Annotated in this window: 16 protein-coding genes; 7 read left to right on the forward strand and 9 right to left on the reverse strand. The window is 65.7% G+C overall.

What is annotated here, in order from left to right; all coding sequences use genetic code 11:
- Positions 1–6 precede the first annotated feature (6 nt).
- The 7 genes from dksA to GV068_RS13995 all read left to right on the forward strand — a co-directional run bounded on the left by dksA (position 7) and on the right by GV068_RS13995 (position 6931).
- Positions 7–459: an RNA polymerase-binding protein DksA gene (gene dksA / locus GV068_RS13965; protein ID WP_159698728.1), complete on the forward strand. Its 453-nt coding sequence runs from the start codon at positions 7–9 to the stop codon at positions 457–459.
- 210 nt (positions 460–669) lie between these two features.
- The gene (locus GV068_RS13970) at positions 670–1947 is read left to right on the forward strand and encodes a hypothetical protein (RefSeq protein ID WP_159698731.1); all 1278 of its coding nucleotides are present in this window, start codon (positions 670–672) and stop codon (positions 1945–1947) included.
- A 101-nt stretch (positions 1948–2048) separates the two neighbouring features.
- Positions 2049–2585: an ATP-dependent protease subunit HslV gene (gene hslV / locus GV068_RS13975; protein ID WP_159698734.1), complete on the forward strand. Its 537-nt coding sequence runs from the start codon at positions 2049–2051 to the stop codon at positions 2583–2585.
- 14 nt (positions 2586–2599) lie between these two features.
- Positions 2600–3937: an ATP-dependent protease ATPase subunit HslU gene (hslU, locus tag GV068_RS13980; RefSeq protein WP_201303382.1), complete on the forward strand. Its 1338-nt coding sequence runs from the start codon at positions 2600–2602 to the stop codon at positions 3935–3937.
- A 21-nt stretch (positions 3938–3958) separates the two neighbouring features.
- Entirely contained in the window at positions 3959–4162 is a 204-nt protein-coding gene (locus GV068_RS13985) for a hypothetical protein (protein ID WP_159698737.1), read from the forward strand.
- Positions 4163–4306: 144 nt separating this feature from the next.
- On the forward strand, positions 4307–5041 hold the full coding sequence (locus GV068_RS13990) for a helix-turn-helix transcriptional regulator (RefSeq protein WP_159698740.1): 735 nt from the start codon (positions 4307–4309) through the stop codon (positions 5039–5041).
- A 216-nt stretch (positions 5042–5257) separates the two neighbouring features.
- Positions 5258–6931, forward strand: a complete 1674-nt coding sequence (locus tag GV068_RS13995) for a phospholipase D-like domain-containing protein (protein ID WP_159698743.1) — start codon at positions 5258–5260, stop codon at positions 6929–6931.
- 93 nt (positions 6932–7024) lie between these two features.
- Here GV068_RS13995 and GV068_RS14000 read toward each other — a convergent pair whose 3' ends face one another.
- From GV068_RS14000 to gspF, 9 genes are all read right to left on the reverse strand, one after another.
- On the reverse strand, positions 7025–7465 hold the full coding sequence (locus tag GV068_RS14000; protein WP_159698746.1) for an FKBP-type peptidyl-prolyl cis-trans isomerase: 441 nt from the start codon (positions 7463–7465) through the stop codon (positions 7025–7027).
- 52 nt (positions 7466–7517) lie between these two features.
- Positions 7518–8066: a TMEM175 family protein gene (locus GV068_RS14005; protein ID WP_159698749.1), complete on the reverse strand. Its 549-nt coding sequence runs from the start codon at positions 8064–8066 to the stop codon at positions 7518–7520.
- 8 nt (positions 8067–8074) lie between these two features.
- Positions 8075–8755, reverse strand: a complete 681-nt coding sequence (locus GV068_RS14010; protein WP_229464190.1) for a YoaK family protein — start codon at positions 8753–8755, stop codon at positions 8075–8077.
- 2 nt (positions 8756–8757) lie between these two features.
- Positions 8758–10635: an amidohydrolase gene (locus GV068_RS14015; protein WP_159698752.1), complete on the reverse strand. Its 1878-nt coding sequence runs from the start codon at positions 10633–10635 to the stop codon at positions 8758–8760.
- A 61-nt stretch (positions 10636–10696) separates the two neighbouring features.
- Positions 10697–11389 (reverse strand): hydrolase, encoded by a 693-nt coding sequence (locus tag GV068_RS14020; protein WP_159698755.1) that lies wholly within the window; start codon positions 11387–11389, stop codon positions 10697–10699.
- A 39-nt stretch (positions 11390–11428) separates the two neighbouring features.
- Positions 11429–11674: a XapX domain-containing protein gene (locus GV068_RS14025; protein WP_159698758.1), complete on the reverse strand. Its 246-nt coding sequence runs from the start codon at positions 11672–11674 to the stop codon at positions 11429–11431.
- Between the two features lie 262 nt (positions 11675–11936).
- The gene (locus GV068_RS14030) at positions 11937–13226 is read right to left on the reverse strand and encodes an amidohydrolase family protein (protein WP_308637229.1); all 1290 of its coding nucleotides are present in this window, start codon (positions 13224–13226) and stop codon (positions 11937–11939) included.
- A 111-nt stretch (positions 13227–13337) separates the two neighbouring features.
- The gene (locus tag GV068_RS14035; RefSeq protein ID WP_201303291.1) at positions 13338–14081 is read right to left on the reverse strand and encodes a hypothetical protein; all 744 of its coding nucleotides are present in this window, start codon (positions 14079–14081) and stop codon (positions 13338–13340) included.
- A 23-nt stretch (positions 14082–14104) separates the two neighbouring features.
- The gene (gene gspF / locus GV068_RS14040) at positions 14105–15325 is read right to left on the reverse strand and encodes a type II secretion system inner membrane protein GspF (protein ID WP_159698762.1); all 1221 of its coding nucleotides are present in this window, start codon (positions 15323–15325) and stop codon (positions 14105–14107) included.
- Between the last annotated feature and the right edge of the window lie 7 nt (positions 15326–15332).

The raw sequence follows: 15332 nt of genomic DNA on the forward strand, positions 1-15332 counted from the left end.
GGCATCATGACTAAAACAACGAAACCGAATACCGCCGCGCAGCCTGAAGAACGCCTTCTGACGGAAGAAGAAATTCGGGCGATGAGCGACGACGACTACATGAATCCGGCGCAGCTGGCGTTCTTCCGCAACCGCCTGCAGGAGCTCGAGAAGGAACTGCTGAAAAACGCCGGCGAGACCACGGAACACCTGCGCGAAACCGTGCTGGTGCCGGACCCGGCCGACCGCGCGACCATCGAAGAAGAACACGCGCTGGAACTGCGCACCCGCGACCGTGAACGCAAGCTGCTCAAGAAGGTCCAGCAATCGCTGCAGGCCATCGACAACGGCGAATACGGCTGGTGCGATGAAACCGGCGAACCGATCGGCGTCGCACGCCTGATCGCCCGCCCGACCGCGACCCTGTCACTGGAAGCCCAGCAGCGCCGCGAACTCAAGCAAAAGCTGTACGGCGACTGATTCCACCCTCCCCCCACGAAAAAAGCATGCACCGCAAGGCGCATGCTTTTTTCTTTTGCACAGCGTAAGCGTCGTGCATATGTTTTCGTTTCCCATGGGATACACTAGCGAACGGCAGGCGCACGGGCGCGTGCGCGCAGCACGTAGCGCGCGCAGCCGTGCTACCGTCATGCTCGTTGCCGAGCAGGTATTCATTTATCCACTGGGACCATGGGGCTGTTCTCCTTTCTGAAGAAAAAGAGCGAAGCGCCAGACGCGGATCTCCTCGCGCTGGACACGCGCCTGCGCGCCGGCGAACCCTCGCGCCTCGACAGCGAGGCTGAACGCGAGCGCCAGCGCGCCATCGCGCGCGCCACCGCCGCCAAGATCGACGAGATCGAGCTGGCCATGGCTTCCGACATCTTCGACGACGAGCCGGCCTGGGGCAGCGCCGCGCGCCGTCCCGCCGCCACCGCAAGCGCGCTCGTTCCCGCCGCTGAAGCAGCCGCCGACGAACTGCCCGACGCCGCCGCCGTCCCCGCCACCGCGCCGGCGGTCGAAGAAAGCGCCATCCTGTACGCCAACGGCCAGGCCGCGGCCGCGGAAAGCCTGCTGCGCGACAGCCTGCACGACTTCGGCCAGCACGAACGCCTGCCGTGGTGGATGCTGTTCGACCTGTACCAGGCCACCGGCCAGGAAGCGGCCTTCGAGAGCATCGCGATCGATTACGCCAGCCACTTCGAAACCTCGCCGCCGGCCTACAAGCCGCTGCTGCCCGATCTGGAGGCGCCGCGCGCGGCCGGGGTCGCGGCCAGCGAAAGCCTCGGCCCCATGCTCGACACGGCCATCGCGCCGCGCCTGGAGCGCCTGCTGGCGTCCAGCGCGCCGCTGGTGCGCATCGATCTCGGCGCGGTGCGCAGCGCCGATGCCGAGGGCTGCGCCCGCCTGCTGCAGGTCCTGCAGGCGCTGCGCAAGGAGGGGCGCGAACTGGTGCTGGCCGGCGCCGACAGCCTGATGGCGACCCTGCGTCCCATGCTGGCGGTCGGCGAGCGCGCCTCGGGCGAAGCACCCTGGCTGCTGCTGCTCGAACTGCTGCTGCTCTCGAACCGCGAAAAGGATTTCGAGGAATCGGCGATGGATTACTGCGTCACCTTCGAAGTGTCGCCGCCCTCGTTCGAAACCCCGCGGCACGTCTCGACCGCGGCGCCTGCGCCAGAAGCGGGCGACCGTTTCCTGCTGCCGGCGCTGGCCGTCGGCGACTGCGCCGCCCTGCTGGACGCCATCGACGCCTATGCCGAAGGGCGCGAACTCCTGGTGCTGGATTGCTCGCGCCTGGCGCGCATGGACTATGCCTGCGCCACCGCGCTGCAGGCCAGGCTGCGTGTGCATACCGAGCAAGGGCGCGGCGTCGAACTGCGCGAACTGAACCATCTGGCCGCCGCCCTGCTGCGCCTGCTCGGCTACGCTCATGACGACAGCGCGCTGCGTCTTTACCCGCATCGCTACTGAGCTTCACCGTTTTTCCTGCGCGACAGTTTTTGGCCGCGCTTGTCTTGCAATTTAATGCACCCACCCCATCTGCGGGGGGCTAGACAACCACGAGGCTAAAAATGGAACAATTTCACGGCACCACCATCGTCAGCGTAAGGCGCGGCGCGCAAGTCGCGCTCGGCGGCGATGGCCAGGTCACGCTGGGCAACGTCGTCATGAAGGGCTCGGCGCGCAAGGTGCGTAAACTCTACCAGGGCAAGGTCCTGTGCGGATTCGCCGGCGCCACCGCCGACGCCTTCACCCTGCTCGACCGCTTCGAAGCCAAGCTGGAAAAACACCAGGGCAACCTGCTGCGCGCCTCGGTCGAACTGGCCAAGGACTGGCGCACCGACCGCATGCTGAGCAAGCTGGAGGCCATGCTGTTGGTCGCAGACCGCGAGTCGACCCTGATCATCACCGGCAACGGCGACGTGCTCGAGCCCGAAGACGGCCTCGGCGCGATCGGCTCGGGCGGCGTGTACGCCCATTCGGCCGCCAAGGCCCTGTTTGAGAACACCGAGATGTCGCCTCTTGATGTCGTCAAGAAGTCGCTCACCATCGCGGGCGAGCTGTGCATCTACACCAACCTGAACCACATCATCGAGACCCTGGAATGAACTCGTCCCCCATCATGAACATGACGCCGCCCGAGATCGTCTCGGAGCTGGACAAGCACGTGGTCGGCCAGGGCAAGGCCAAGCGCGCGGTCGCGATCGCGCTGCGCAACCGCTGGCGCCGCCAGCAGGTCGCCGAGCCGCTGCGCCACGAGATCACTCCGAAAAATATCCTGATGATCGGCCCGACCGGCGTCGGCAAGACCGAGATCGCGCGCCGCCTGGCCAAGCTGGCCGATGCGCCTTTCATCAAGATCGAAGCCACCAAATTCACCGAGGTCGGCTATGTCGGCCGCGACGTCGACACCATCATCCGCGACCTGATCGACATCGGCGTCAAGCAGACCCGCGCCAGCGAACAGAAGAAAGTGCGCCAGCGCGCCGAGGATGCGGCCGAAGACCGCGTCATCGACATCCTGGTGCCGCCGGCGCGCGACTTCGGTTTCAACGTCAGTAACGGCGCCGACAGCAAGGAAGGCGACGCCACCCGCCAGACTTTCCGCAAGCGCCTGCGCGAAGGCTCGCTCGACGACCGCGAGATCGAGATCGACGTGGCCGACCCGGCCCCGCAGATGGAGATCATGGCGCCGCCGGGCATGGAAGAAATGACCGAGCAGATCAAGACGATGTTCGCCGGCGTCGGCAATGCGCGCAAGAAGCCGCGCAAGATGAAGATCAAGGACGCGATGAAGCTGCTGGTCGAAGAGGAAGCCGCCAAGCTCGTCAACGAGGACGAGCTGAAGCAGAAGGCGATCGCCAACGTCGAACAGAACGGCATCGTGTTCCTGGACGAGATCGACAAGATCGCCACCCGTTCCGAGCATGGCGGCGCCGACGTCTCGCGCGCCGGCGTGCAGCGCGACCTGCTGCCGCTGGTCGAGGGCACCACGGTGAACACCAAATACGGCATGATCAAGACCGACCACATCCTGTTCATCGCCTCGGGCGCGTTCCACCTGTCGAAGCCTTCGGACCTGATCCCGGAGCTGCAGGGGCGCTTCCCGATCCGCGTCGAGCTGGAATCGCTGTCGATCGAGGATTTCAAGAGCATCCTGACCTCGACCGATGCCAGCCTGACCAAGCAATACGAGGCGCTGCTGGCGACCGAAGGCGTGCAGGTGGTGTTCACCGACGACGGCATCCACCGCCTGGCCGAGATCGCGTTCTCGGTCAACGAGCGCACCGAGAACATCGGCGCGCGCCGCCTGTACACGGTGATGGAAAAGCTGCTCGAGGAAATCTCGTTCACGGCCGGCCTGGAAAAGGAGCAGACGGTGACCCTCGACGCGGCCTACGTCAACGCACGGCTGGACGCGCTGTCGGTCAACGAAGACCTGTCGCGCTACGTCCTTTAATTTTTACGGGGAGGAAAGGCGATGGCAAACAAGGCACTGGCGTCGCGGCAGAAGATGCGGCTGCGGGTGGAACCATCCCAGAACTTCGGCAAGCCGCGCAACCCGATCGCGGCCCTGGCCAAAGCTCGGTCGGCCGGGGCGCACGCCAAGCCGCTCTCGAGCGAGCGGCAGGAAGCCAAGCGCATGCTGAAGAAGGCCAAGCTGGTCGCAGACGACGACGAGTAAACCCTTTCTCCCTTACAAGTCTTTCCCCTTGGCGGACCGCGCAGGCGTGTCCGCCTTTTTTACGTCGGTGCTGCGCTCGCCTGCATATTGCCTGGCGCGCCGTTCACAGGTACATTCACTCGACATTACAGATTCAGGAAAACCATGAGTTCACCGGAGCTGGTACTCGACGTGCTGCGCGCGGAACTGCGCGCGGCAGGCATCACCTACAAGGGGCTGGCCGACCGCATCGGCGTCAGCGAATCGAGCGTCAAACGCATGTTCGGGCAGAAAGACATGGCCCTGTCGCGCCTGGCCCAGATCTGCCAGGTGACCGGCATCGCGCTGGAAGACGTGCTGCGCCGCGCCGCCGATTCGCGGCCGCAAGCCGACGCCCTCACCCTGCCCCAGGAAACCTCGCTGGTGGCCAATCCGCGCCTGCTCTTGATGGCGATCTGCTGCCTCGGGCACTGGTCGCTGGAACAGGTGATCGAGACTTATCGCCTGACCGAGCCGGAATGCATCACCCTGCTGGCCGAGCTCGATCGGCTTGGGCTGATTGAGCTGAAGCCGCTGAACCGCTACAGCCTGCGCGTCTCGAACGCCTTCCGCTGGCTGCCGGGCGGCCCGGTGCAGCGCTATTTCCGTGAGCATGTAGTGGCCGACTATTTTGCGGGCGGCTTCGACCGTCCGGGCGAAACCCTGATGTGCCTGCCGGCGCGCCTGTCCAGCGCCAGCGCGCAGGAGCTGGCGCAGAAGATCGAGGGGCTGGCCGGCGAACTGGCGCGCCTGCACCGCAACGACCGCCGGCTGGCGCCGACGGAGCGCGACGGCTATACCCTGCTGCTGGGCTTCCGGTCCTGGGAGTTCGCGGCCTTCACGGCCCTGCGCCGCAGCTGACACCGGTAGCTCAGCGCGACACGCGTTGTTCTTTCATCTCCCTCTTCCGCAAGAGCGATCGTATTTACGTCAAAAACAGAATAGATTGTTGACGTAACCCAAACTATTGCTGGCGCTATCGATCGATAGCCGCAGGCCCGTATGGTCGCCGCTGGTGTGCGCAGCTGACCCTGGTTGTGACCACATTCCACTCTCAAACCTGAAGGCGGAGATGCGATGAGGCAAACGAATAGTGTTGATGGACTTCATGTCCATGCGATTCCGGGAAGTCATGTGGTGAGCTTCGGTTTCGATTGGCCCGAAGACCGCGCTGGTGAACTGCAGGGCTTCGCAATTCACCGCACCGATCATGCAAGTGGTCGCGCCAGGTGGCTCAGTGCACAGAAGCGCTACCGGACCACCGATCCAGGCATCAAGAAAGGCGAACGGGTATCCACGCGCCAGCACCCGGTCCAGGCTTTTCTCTGGGCCGACTACACGGTCGATCCCGGCATGAGCTATACCTACCGGATCGTCGCGCTGGGCGGTGTCCCCACGGCGTTGACGCCACTTGCCGAAGCCAGCGTGGAAATCCGTACGATCATCCAGACCGCGTCAGGCCATGCGGTGCATTTCAATCGTGGCGCGGTTGCCGCTCAAGAATATGCTCGGCGCTTCGAGAACCGCGATCCAGAGGAAGTAGAGAATGGCGCGGCATTTGAATGGCTCAGTCGCGGCCTGCTCGAATCCTTCACCGACTTCGTCGGCAAGGCCGAGGCCGGCGATACCCTGCATGCGGCGATCTACGAGGCGCGTTACGCGCCGGCGCTGGAAGCACTGGCTCGGGCCCGCAGCCGCGGCGTCGATGTCCGCATCATCTTCGATGCCAAGGAAAATGCCAAACCCGGCGAGGCGCCGTTTCCCCGCGACGATAATTACGACATGCTGGAAGAAGCCGGTCTGCTCGAGGTCGCAATTCCACGCACGCAAGGCAAGAGCAAGATCGCTCACAACAAATATGTCGTGCTGAGCAGGCAAGGAGACCCGACTGCAGTATGGACGGGATCCACCAACTGGTCGGAGAACGGATTTTTCGGACAGCTCAACGCGGGCCACGAAGTCTGGAACAGCGACGTGGCCGCGCAATTCCTCGACTACTGGCGGCGACTGGAAGCCGATCCCGAGAGCACCGCGGTTCGCACTGAGCTCAGCAGTTCATTCCAGATCCCGCCCGCCTGGGACACAGGCTGCACGCCGATCTTCAGTCCGCGCCAGGAACGCGATGCGCTCGATCGCTATATAGCGGCAATCGAAGGCGCGCCGGCGGTACTGGTGACGCTAGCCTTCTCGATCGATGCGCAGCTGGGCCAGGCGCTGGCGAAGGACACCGAGGGGCTGCGCTACATCCTCATGGACGGCATCAAGGGCAATAATTTGCAGCGGGCGAAGATACAGCAAGTCGTCCGGAAGGTGCGGGAAACGGAGTCGGGGCGCGTCGCCATCGGCGCCTACCTGCGCGGCAACGCATTGGACCAGTTCTTGCTCGAACGATCGAACACCATGGCCAAGCATGTCCAGTTCATCCACACCAAGTTCATGCTGGTGGATCCGCTTGGCAGCAACCCCCTGGTCATTTCCGGCTCGGCCAATTTTAGCGAAGCCTCGTGCATTGCAAACGACGAGAACATGCTGGTTATTGCCGGGGACGACGAAGTCGCGGACATTTATCTTGGCGAGTTCATGCGTTCTTACTCGCATTACGCGTTTCGCGAAGCGGTCAACGCAGCAAGGAACGCGCATGCGGCCTTTCAGCCGAAATCCTTGAATGAGGACTGTACCTGGGCGGCAGACTACTACGGAGATGGCTTCAGGAGCAGGCAACGCCGCTATTTCGCCCACGGCAGGCTCTGAGGCCGGCCGCGGTTCAGGCGGAGACCGGGACGATCTCGGACTCCGCTACATCCGCCAGCCGGGCCACAGGCCCGATGCATGGAGAGGTGGCGCTCAGCGAACTTCCAGCAGCTCGATATCGAAGATCAGGGTGGCGTTCGGCGGGATCGGGCCAGCGCCGGACGCGCCGTAGCCTTTGTCGGCGGGGACGATCAGGGTGCGCTTGCCGCCCACCTTCATGCCCTGCACGCCTTCGTCCCAGCCCGGGATCACCTGGCCGCCGGCGACCTGGAAGCTGAAGGGCTCACGGCCGACGGAGGAATCGAACTGCGCGCCATGCTGCGCTTCGGCCTTCGGCTCGTACAGCCAGCCGGTGTAGTTCACGACGGCGGTGCTGCCGGCCACCGCTTCCTGGCCGGTGCCGATGACGGTGTCGATCTTCTGCAGGGCCACCGCGCCCGCTTGCGTGGCTTGCGGTGCTTCGTTGCGCTTGCAGCCGGCGAGCGCCAGGCTCAGTGCGGCCCCGAGGAGGCAGGAGGAAATCAGCTTGTTCATGGGTTCTTTCTTGGTTGCGTGGATGCCGCTGGAGCATACAGGGACGCTGCCTTCATGACAATACGCCCGCTTCCGGCATCAGCCAGTAGCCCGCCAAGAGCACATGGATCAGCGCGCCGAGCGGCGGATACCAGAGCGAGAGCACGATGGCCAGCCCGTACAGGGCGATCGAGATCCGGTTCTTGCGGCTGCCCCAGGCCATCGCGTGTCCGGTTTCCACATCCAGGCGCCAGGACAGCAGCATGAAGGACACGGAGCACAGCAGCAGCACCACGCCGTACAGCGCCACCGGCACAGGGGCCATCGGGTGTTCGCCGGCCCAGGCGGTCACCCAGGGAATCAGCGACATCCAGAACAGCAGGTGCAGGTTGGTCCACAGGACCGCGCCGTCGACCTTGGCCACCCGGTCGAGCAGCGCATGGTGATTCACCCAGTAGATGCCGACGTAGACGAAGCTGAGCGCATAGCGCAGCCAGCCGGGCAGCACGCCGGCCAGGTCGGCGGCGTTGGTGCCGTGCGGCGGCTGCAGCTCCAGCACCATGATCGTGATGATGATCGCGATCACACCGTCGCTGAAGGCCTCCAGCCGATTCTTCGTCATGGCGCGCATCATGCGGCCTCCGGCTCCGCCAGCACCAGGTGCAGGACCAGGATCGCCACCGGCACGATCAGGGCGACGAAGCCGAAGGTGCGGTAGGCAAAGGCGGCGGCCGCGCAGCCGAGGGCGAAGGCCAAGACCGGCCAGAAGAACTTGGCGCAGCGCGCGCGGGTAGCCGCGTCGGCGGCGCCGCGCAGGCGGTCGACCGTGTCGATCACGAGCTGGGTCACGTTCCCGGTCATCATCGAGGTCGGCGCCAGGTGGGTCAGCAGCAGCTTGCTGGCGGCGCTGTGCGCGCCCATCGCCGCGGCGCCCAGCAGACCGGCCGCCATCGCCAGCGCGCCGACGCTTTTACCCACCGGTTCGGCCAGCATGCCGCAGGCCATGAAGCCCAGCAGCAGCACCAGTTGCAGCAGGTAGGAAGGCTTGACCGCCGAGGTGGCGCGGCGTTCGCAGCGGGCCACCAGCAGCCGGGCCGCGGCGACGCCCAGGATGAAGGCCGGGAAGGCCAGCAGCTTGAGCAGCGAAGGCGTCTGCGTCGGGTCGGCCAGCGAGACCGCGATCAGCACGAAGTTGCCGGTAACGTGGGCCGTGAACAGGCCGAACAGGGCCATGAAGCCGAGGGTGTCGACGTAGCCGGCCAGGAAGCCCATGCCAATACCCTGCAGACGCTGGAAAGATGCGGTCTTCATGATCAGAACGCGAAGCAGCTGCAGCCGAAAGCACCCCAGAAGCCGCCGAAGTCCGAGACAGGAACGTTCGACTTGCGCGCGCGGTCATGGCTGTGGGCGTGCACGCCGCAAGGCCCGCTGCACTGGTGCGGCAGCGCCATGTGCGATTGCTGCTGCGGCGCGGCCTTGCGCCAGTGGCCCGGCACCTTGTGTACCGGCGACCATTCGGGCAGCACCGGGATCGGGGCCGGTCCCAGGTCGCTGAATTCGGCGGCGCCGTACACCACCTTGCCGCCGACCACGGTCAGCACCGATTCGATGGCCTTGATGTCTTCCGCATCGACCGTGAAGAAGTCATCGGACAGCGCGACCAGGTCGGCCAGCATGCCTTCCTGGATGCGGCCCTTGCGTCCCTGCTCGTTCGAGAACCAGGCGCTGCCCGAGGTCCACAGTTCGAGCGCGACGCTGCGGTCGAGCAGGCCCTTGTCGCCGTACAGCGGCAGGCCGCCGACGGTGCGGCCGGTGACCAGCCAGTACAGCGCGGTCCAGGGGTTGTAGCTGGCCACGCGGGTGGCGTCGGTGCCGGCGCCGACCGGCACGCCCATCTCCAGCATGGTCTTCACCGGCGGCGTGGCTTTCGCCGCCTCGGCGCCGTAGCGGTCCACAAAATACTCGCCCTGGAAGGCCATGCGGTGCTGGATCGCGATGCCGCCGCCCAGCGCCTTGACGCGCTCGATGTTGGCCGGGCTGATGGTTTCGCAGTGGTCGAACATCCAGTGCAGGCCGTTGAAGGGAATCTCGCGGTTGATCTTCTCGAACACGTCCAGCATGCGGCTGATCGATTCGTCGTAGGTGGCGTGCAGGCGGAAAGGCCAGCGCTCGCTCACCAGGTGGCGCACCACCTTTTCGAGTTCGCCTTCCATGCCTTCGGCCAGCTCGGGACGCGGCTCGAGGAAGTCCTCGAAGTCGGCGGCCGAGAACACCAGCATTTCGCCGGCGCCGTTGTGGCGGTAGTAGTCGCTGCCCTGCCCCGGCGTCACCATGCCGGTCCAGCGCTGGAAGTCCTCCAGCTCCTGGCCCTTGTTCTGGGTGAACAGGTTGTAGGCGATGCGGATGGTGAGCTGTTCGGCGCGGTCGAGTTCCTCGATGACGTTGTAGTCCTCAGGGTAGTTCTGGAAGCCGCCGCCGGCGTCGATCGCGCTGGTGATGCCGAGCCGATTCAGCTCGCGCATGAACTGGCGCGTCGAATTTACCTGCAGGTCGTAGGGCAGCTTCGGGCCCTTGGCGAGGGTCGCGTACAGGATCATCGCGTTGGGCCGTGCGATCAGCATGCCGGTCGGGTTACCGCTGGCGTCGCGCTGGATCTCGCCACCCGGCGGGTTCGGCGTGTCCTTCGTATAGCCGACGGCGCGCAGCGCGGCGCGGTTGAGCAGCGCGCGGTCGTACAGGTGCAGGATGAATACCGGGGTGTCGGGCGCGGCGGCATTGATTTCTTCCAGCGTCGGCATGCGCTTCTCGGCGAACTGGAATTCGTTCCAGCCGCCGACCACGCGCACCCACTGCGGATTCGGGGTGCGCAGGGCTTGTTCCTTCAGCATGCGCAGGGCGTCGGCGAGCGAGGGCAAGCCTTCCCAGCGCAGCTCGAGGTTGTAGTTCAGGCCACCACGGATCAGGTGCAGGTGCGAGTCGTTCAGGCCCGGGATCACGGTGCGGCCGTTCAGGTCGATGACCTGGCTGCCGGCCTGGTGGTGACGCATCACGTGCTCGCGGTCGCCCACGGCGAGGAAACGGCCGTTCTGGATGGCGACCGCGCTGGCGGCGGGCTGCGCGCGGTCGAGGGTGGCGAACCTGCCGTTGACGAGGATGAGCGGCGCTGCGGCCTGGGTGATTTGCGCTTGCATGATTCGGCTCCTGGCTGGGTGGTGTGCGGTCCGCCGCCGGGCGGACCGTGTGCGTCTGGGCTTAGCGGACCGGTGCGGGGACCGGGGCCAGGACTTCGTTCGCGCCCTGGTTGCGGGCCGGCGCCTTGTGGACCATGGTGTAGGCGTAGTCCACGCCCATGCCGTAGGCGCCCGAGTGCTCGGTGACGATCTTGATCACGGCGTCATAGGTGTCGCGGTGCGCCCAGTCGCGCTGCCATTCCAGCAGGACTTGCTGCCAGGTGACCGGCACCACGCCGGCCTGCACCATGCGCTGCATCGCGAAATCGTGGGCGTCCTTCGAGGTGCCGCCCGAAGCGTCGGCCACCATGTAGATCTCGTACTCGCCTTCCAGCATGGCGCACAGGGCGAAGGTGGTGTTGCAGACTTCGGTCCACAGTCCCGCCACGATGACCTTCTTGCGGCCGTTGGCTTTCAGCGCGTCGCGGACCTTCTGGTCATCCCAGGAGTTCATCGAGGTGCGCTCCAGGATCGCGTGGTTCGGGAACACGTCCAGGATTTCGGGGTAGGTGCGGCCGGAGAAGGATTCGGTCTCGACGGTGGTGATGATGGTCGGGATGTCGAAGGCCTTGGCTGCCTTGGCCAGGCCGACCACGTTGTTCTTCAGGGTCTGGCGGTCGATCGACTGCACACCGAAGGCCATTTGCGGCTGGTGGTCGATGATGATCAGCTGCGAGTTTTCCGGGGTCAGGACTTCCAGTTTTGCGTTGCTCATGACGTTCTCCTTCAGTAAGTGTTGGACTGCGTTTGGACTTCAGTTCTTGCTATCGTCTTTGGCGTTCGGCACGCCGGTAATGCGGGGCTGGCATTCGCTGGCGAACCAGGCTTTGGTGATCGGCGTGCCTTCGATCACGCGTTTGGCGACCGGGACCACCTGTTCGCCGATCAGCATGCCGAGCAGGCCGACCAGGGCGATTGCCGGCGGGGCCGGCGAGCGGACGTTGATCAGTCCGTAGACCAGGCCGGCGAGGATGCCGGCGCCGAGGGAAATCAGGTACATGATCTGCTCCTTGCTCTGCGTGAAAATAATCGAACGCTTCGATGCTTATGGAACAGTGCTTCCGTTCTCCTTAGCGCCCGTGTCTTTGCTGCGATGGAGTCATTATGCGTGGCTAAAACGGAAATGAAAAACGGATAATTTGCAGTTATATAATCGAAATTTTCGAATATATGTTTTGACAGGAGATGCCCCGCATAGCATGCGCCTGAAATGACAACGGGCGCCATAGGGCGCCCGCAGGAGGAAGAGTCGATTGGGTGGATCAGGGCACGTTGCGCTTGACCACGTTACCGCCCAGGATCACCACCGCCGGGGCTTCCAGCAGCTGCACGTTGACGGTCGGGTCGCCCTGCACCGCCACCATGTCGGCGAAGCGGCCGGCCTCGACGATGCCGACGTCCTTGCGGTCCAGTGCTTCGGAGGCATTGATGGTCGCAGCCTGGATCGCCTGCAGCGGCGTCATGCCGTACTTCACCATCACCGCGAACTGCTTGGCGTTGCCACCGTGCGGGTGCACGCCGGCGTCGGTGCCGAACACCATCTTCACGCCGGCCGCATGCGCCTTCTTGAAGTTCTGGCGCTGGATCTCCGTCACCTCGCGGTCCTTGCGCAGGTTGTCTTCCAGTACGCCGTTTTTCTTGCCCTCGGCCGCGGTGTAGTCGCCGTTGTAGATGTCCATCGACAGCCAGGCGCCATGTTTCTTGGCGAGCGCGATCCCCTCGTCGTCGATCAGGCTGGCGTGCTCGATGGTGGTGACGCCGGCGCGGATCGCATCCTTGATGCCGGCCGCGCCGTGGGCGTGGGCCGCCACCTTCAGGCCCCACTGGGCCGCCTCTTCCACCGCGGCGCGCAGTTCGGCGTAGTTCATCTGCTGCTGGCCGGGCTCGGTGTTACGCGAGAACACGCCGCCGGTGGCGCAGACCTTGATCACCTGGGCGCCATACTTGCGCAGCGCGCGTACCGACTTGCGCACCGCGTCCGGGCCGTCGGCGTTGTACGGGTTCTTCTCTTCCATCGAGGGCGGGAAGTAGGTGCTATCGCAGTGGCCGCCGGTGGCGCCGAAGGACCAGGCCGCAGGAACGATACGCGGGCCGCGCACCTTGCCGGCGGCGATCGCCTGGCTCAGGCCGACGTCGTTCCAGTCCGACGCGCCGACGTTGCGCACGGTGGTGAAGCCGGCGTCCAGGGTCTTGCCGGCGTGGGCCACGGCCAGGGCCGACCAGAAGCGGTCGTTGTATTCGAGGCCGGTGTAGCCGCCGTAGGTGGGGTCGGAATCGAGGTGGACGTGCATGTCGATCAGGCCCGGCACCAGGGTCATGCCCGGCAGGGCGATACGCTCGCCGTCGCCGCCGCCAGCTGCGCCGGCATTCGGCTTGATGCTGACGACGCGGCCGTCGCGCACCAGGATTTCCGGGTTCTGCACCATGCGGCCGGTGCGCACGTCGAGCAGGCGGTCGGCGGTGATGGTGACGTCGGCGGCCTGGGCGGTGGACCAGCTCAGGGCGGCCAGGCAAGACAGGGCGATACGCGACAGGGCATGGGTGCGATTCAAGTGCTACCTCCGGTGGGCGTTATGGATTTGACAGGTAGCAACTTTATACCGGGATATGCATGGGCACGGCAAGTCCTAAAGAAAAACGCCGCATCGCTGCGGCGTTTTTGCTTACTGGACCTGGGAGGGCTGGTTCACCGGGCTCCCTACCGCACGGGTGGGCGGCGGCATCTGCACCTGGTTCGGCGGCGGCGGGTTCTGGCCTTGCTGCTGGTTGGGCTGGCCGGGCACGTTGCCATCCGCGTTCGGTTCCGGCACATAACCTGCCGGGATCGCGTTCTCCGGGGTGGTCGGCGTGCCGCCCGGTGGGCCGCCTGCCGGCGGCACCGATTGCATGGTCGGCGGCGCAGCGACGACACCCGGCGAAGTCTGGGGCTCGACACCCGGCGCCGGCGCGACGGCGACCGGCTGGTGCCCTGCCCCCGGCGGGGTGGCCATGCCGCCCATCTGGCCGGAGGCGCCGGTATCCGGCGCCAGGTCGACCCGTTTCATCACGCCGCCTTCGGACAGCATGATGTAGCGCGGGTGCACTTCGGCCACCGTCACGCCCGGCACGATCTCGCGGCCGATGCGCACCGCTTTCGGTGGCGAGCCTTCGGCCACCAGGATCACGGCGCTGGCGGGGCCGGCGGAAATGACGCCGGTGAGCTGGTAGTTGGAGATCGCCACCGCGGTCGGCTGGCCGCCGAACAGGTAGGCGGCAGCCTCCGGGCTCGGCTCGGCCTGCGCCACCACGGGCGGCGGCGCCAGCGGACGCTGCTCGGGCTTGTACAGCTGCAGGAACCAGTAGGCGATCGAGGCCACCAGCAGGATCAGCGCGAGCAGGGTGAAAAGGAGAGGCAAACGCTTGTTCATGGCTTCCTTGTTGTTATTCTCGTTCAGCGCACCAGCTGGTTGATCTCGATGATCGGCATCAGGACCGCCAGCACGATCAGGAGCACCACCAGGCCCATGGCCAGGATCAGCACCGGCTCCAGCAGGCCGGCGATGGTGAGCGTGCGGCGCTCCAGGTCGGCCTGCTGCGAGTTGGCGGCGCGCTCGAGCATGGCGGGCAGCTCGCCGGTGATTTCGCCGGCGCGGATCATGTGCACCAGCATCGGCGGGAAGTGCTTCTGGGCCGACAGCGCGCGCGCCAGGCTCACGCCTTCGCGCACGCTGGCGGTCGCCTGGTCGACCAGTTCGGCCATCGCCACATTCGACAGGGTGTCGCGGCTGGTCTCGAGCGCGCGCAGGATCGGCACGCCGGAACCGGTGGTGATTGCCAGCGTGCTGGCGAAGCGCGCCGTGTTCAGGCTGCGCTCGAACTTGCCGTACACGGGGGCGTTCAGCAGCCAGGTATGCCAGCGCCGCTTGAGGTCGGGGTTGCGCAGCGCGCGCCGCCACATCCAGAATGCGCCGACCAGCAGGATCGCGACGTAGATGCCGTAGGCCCGCACGAAGTCGGAAATCGCCAGCATCATCACGGTGAGGAAGGGCAGCTTCTGCTTGGTGTTGGCGAACACGGAGACGATCTGCGGCACCACGTAGGTGAGCAGGAAGATGACGATGGCGAAGGCCACCACGGTGACGATCGCCGGGTAGGTGAAGGCCAGGCGCACCTTCTGCACCAGGGCGTTGCGGCGTTCGATGTAGTCGGCCAGGCGCGACAGCACACGCGCCAGCTGGCCGATCTGCTCGCCCGACGAGACCAGGGCGCGGTAGATCTCGGCGAAGTCGCGCGGATGGCGCGACAGCGCGCTGGAAAAGGACACGCCGCCCATCACTTCGGAGCGGATCGAGGCGATCAGGTCGCGCACGTAGGGCCGCTCGGCCTGTTCCAGCAGCGCGGTGAAGGCCTGCTCCAGCGGCAGGCCGGCTTCCAGCAGGCTGGCCAGCTGGCGCGTGAACAGGGCCAGCTCGACCTGCGACAGGCGCTCGCCCAGGCCGCGCGAGCGCGCCACGCCCGCTTCGTCCACCTGGGCCGCAATCATCTCCACACTCAGAGGCGTGAGGCCCTGCACGCGCAGGTCGGCGCGCGCCGAGCGCGGGCTGTCGGCGTTGACCACGCCCTTCTTGGTGGCGCCGCCCGCGTCGACGGCTTCGTAGCGAAATGCCGGCATCGGCTGT

It is taken from the genome of Massilia sp. 9I, from assembly GCF_902506415.1.
Lineage (GTDB): Bacteria > Pseudomonadota > Gammaproteobacteria > Burkholderiales > Burkholderiaceae_D > Telluria.

Excerpts from the sequence above, each read along its gene's own strand:
- dksA (WP_159698728.1), top strand. The coding sequence starts at position 7 with ATGACTAAAACAACGAAACCGAATACCGCCGCGCAGCCTGAAGAACGC.
- GV068_RS13970 (WP_159698731.1), top strand. The coding sequence starts at position 670 with ATGGGGCTGTTCTCCTTTCTGAAGAAAAAGAGCGAAGCGCCAGACGCG.
- hslV (WP_159698734.1), top strand. The coding sequence starts at position 2,049 with ATGGAACAATTTCACGGCACCACCATCGTCAGCGTAAGGCGCGGCGCG.
- hslU (WP_201303382.1), top strand. The coding sequence starts at position 2,600 with ATGAACATGACGCCGCCCGAGATCGTCTCGGAGCTGGACAAGCACGTG.
- GV068_RS13985 (WP_159698737.1), top strand. The coding sequence starts at position 3,959 with ATGGCAAACAAGGCACTGGCGTCGCGGCAGAAGATGCGGCTGCGGGTG.
- GV068_RS13990 (WP_159698740.1), top strand. The coding sequence starts at position 4,307 with ATGAGTTCACCGGAGCTGGTACTCGACGTGCTGCGCGCGGAACTGCGC.
- GV068_RS13995 (WP_159698743.1), top strand. The coding sequence starts at position 5,258 with ATGAGGCAAACGAATAGTGTTGATGGACTTCATGTCCATGCGATTCCG.
- GV068_RS14000 (WP_159698746.1), bottom strand. The coding sequence starts at position 7,465 with ATGAACAAGCTGATTTCCTCCTGCCTCCTCGGGGCCGCACTGAGCCTG.
- GV068_RS14005 (WP_159698749.1), bottom strand. The coding sequence starts at position 8,066 with ATGACGAAGAATCGGCTGGAGGCCTTCAGCGACGGTGTGATCGCGATC.
- GV068_RS14010 (WP_229464190.1), bottom strand. The coding sequence starts at position 8,755 with ATGAAGACCGCATCTTTCCAGCGTCTGCAGGGTATTGGCATGGGCTTC.
- GV068_RS14015 (WP_159698752.1), bottom strand. The coding sequence starts at position 10,635 with ATGCAAGCGCAAATCACCCAGGCCGCAGCGCCGCTCATCCTCGTCAAC.
- GV068_RS14020 (WP_159698755.1), bottom strand. The coding sequence starts at position 11,389 with ATGAGCAACGCAAAACTGGAAGTCCTGACCCCGGAAAACTCGCAGCTG.
- GV068_RS14025 (WP_159698758.1), bottom strand. The coding sequence starts at position 11,674 with ATGTACCTGATTTCCCTCGGCGCCGGCATCCTCGCCGGCCTGGTCTAC.
- GV068_RS14035 (WP_201303291.1), bottom strand. The coding sequence starts at position 14,081 with ATGAACAAGCGTTTGCCTCTCCTTTTCACCCTGCTCGCGCTGATCCTG.
- gspF (WP_159698762.1), bottom strand. The coding sequence starts at position 15,325 with ATGCCGGCATTTCGCTACGAAGCCGTCGACGCGGGCGGCGCCACCAAG.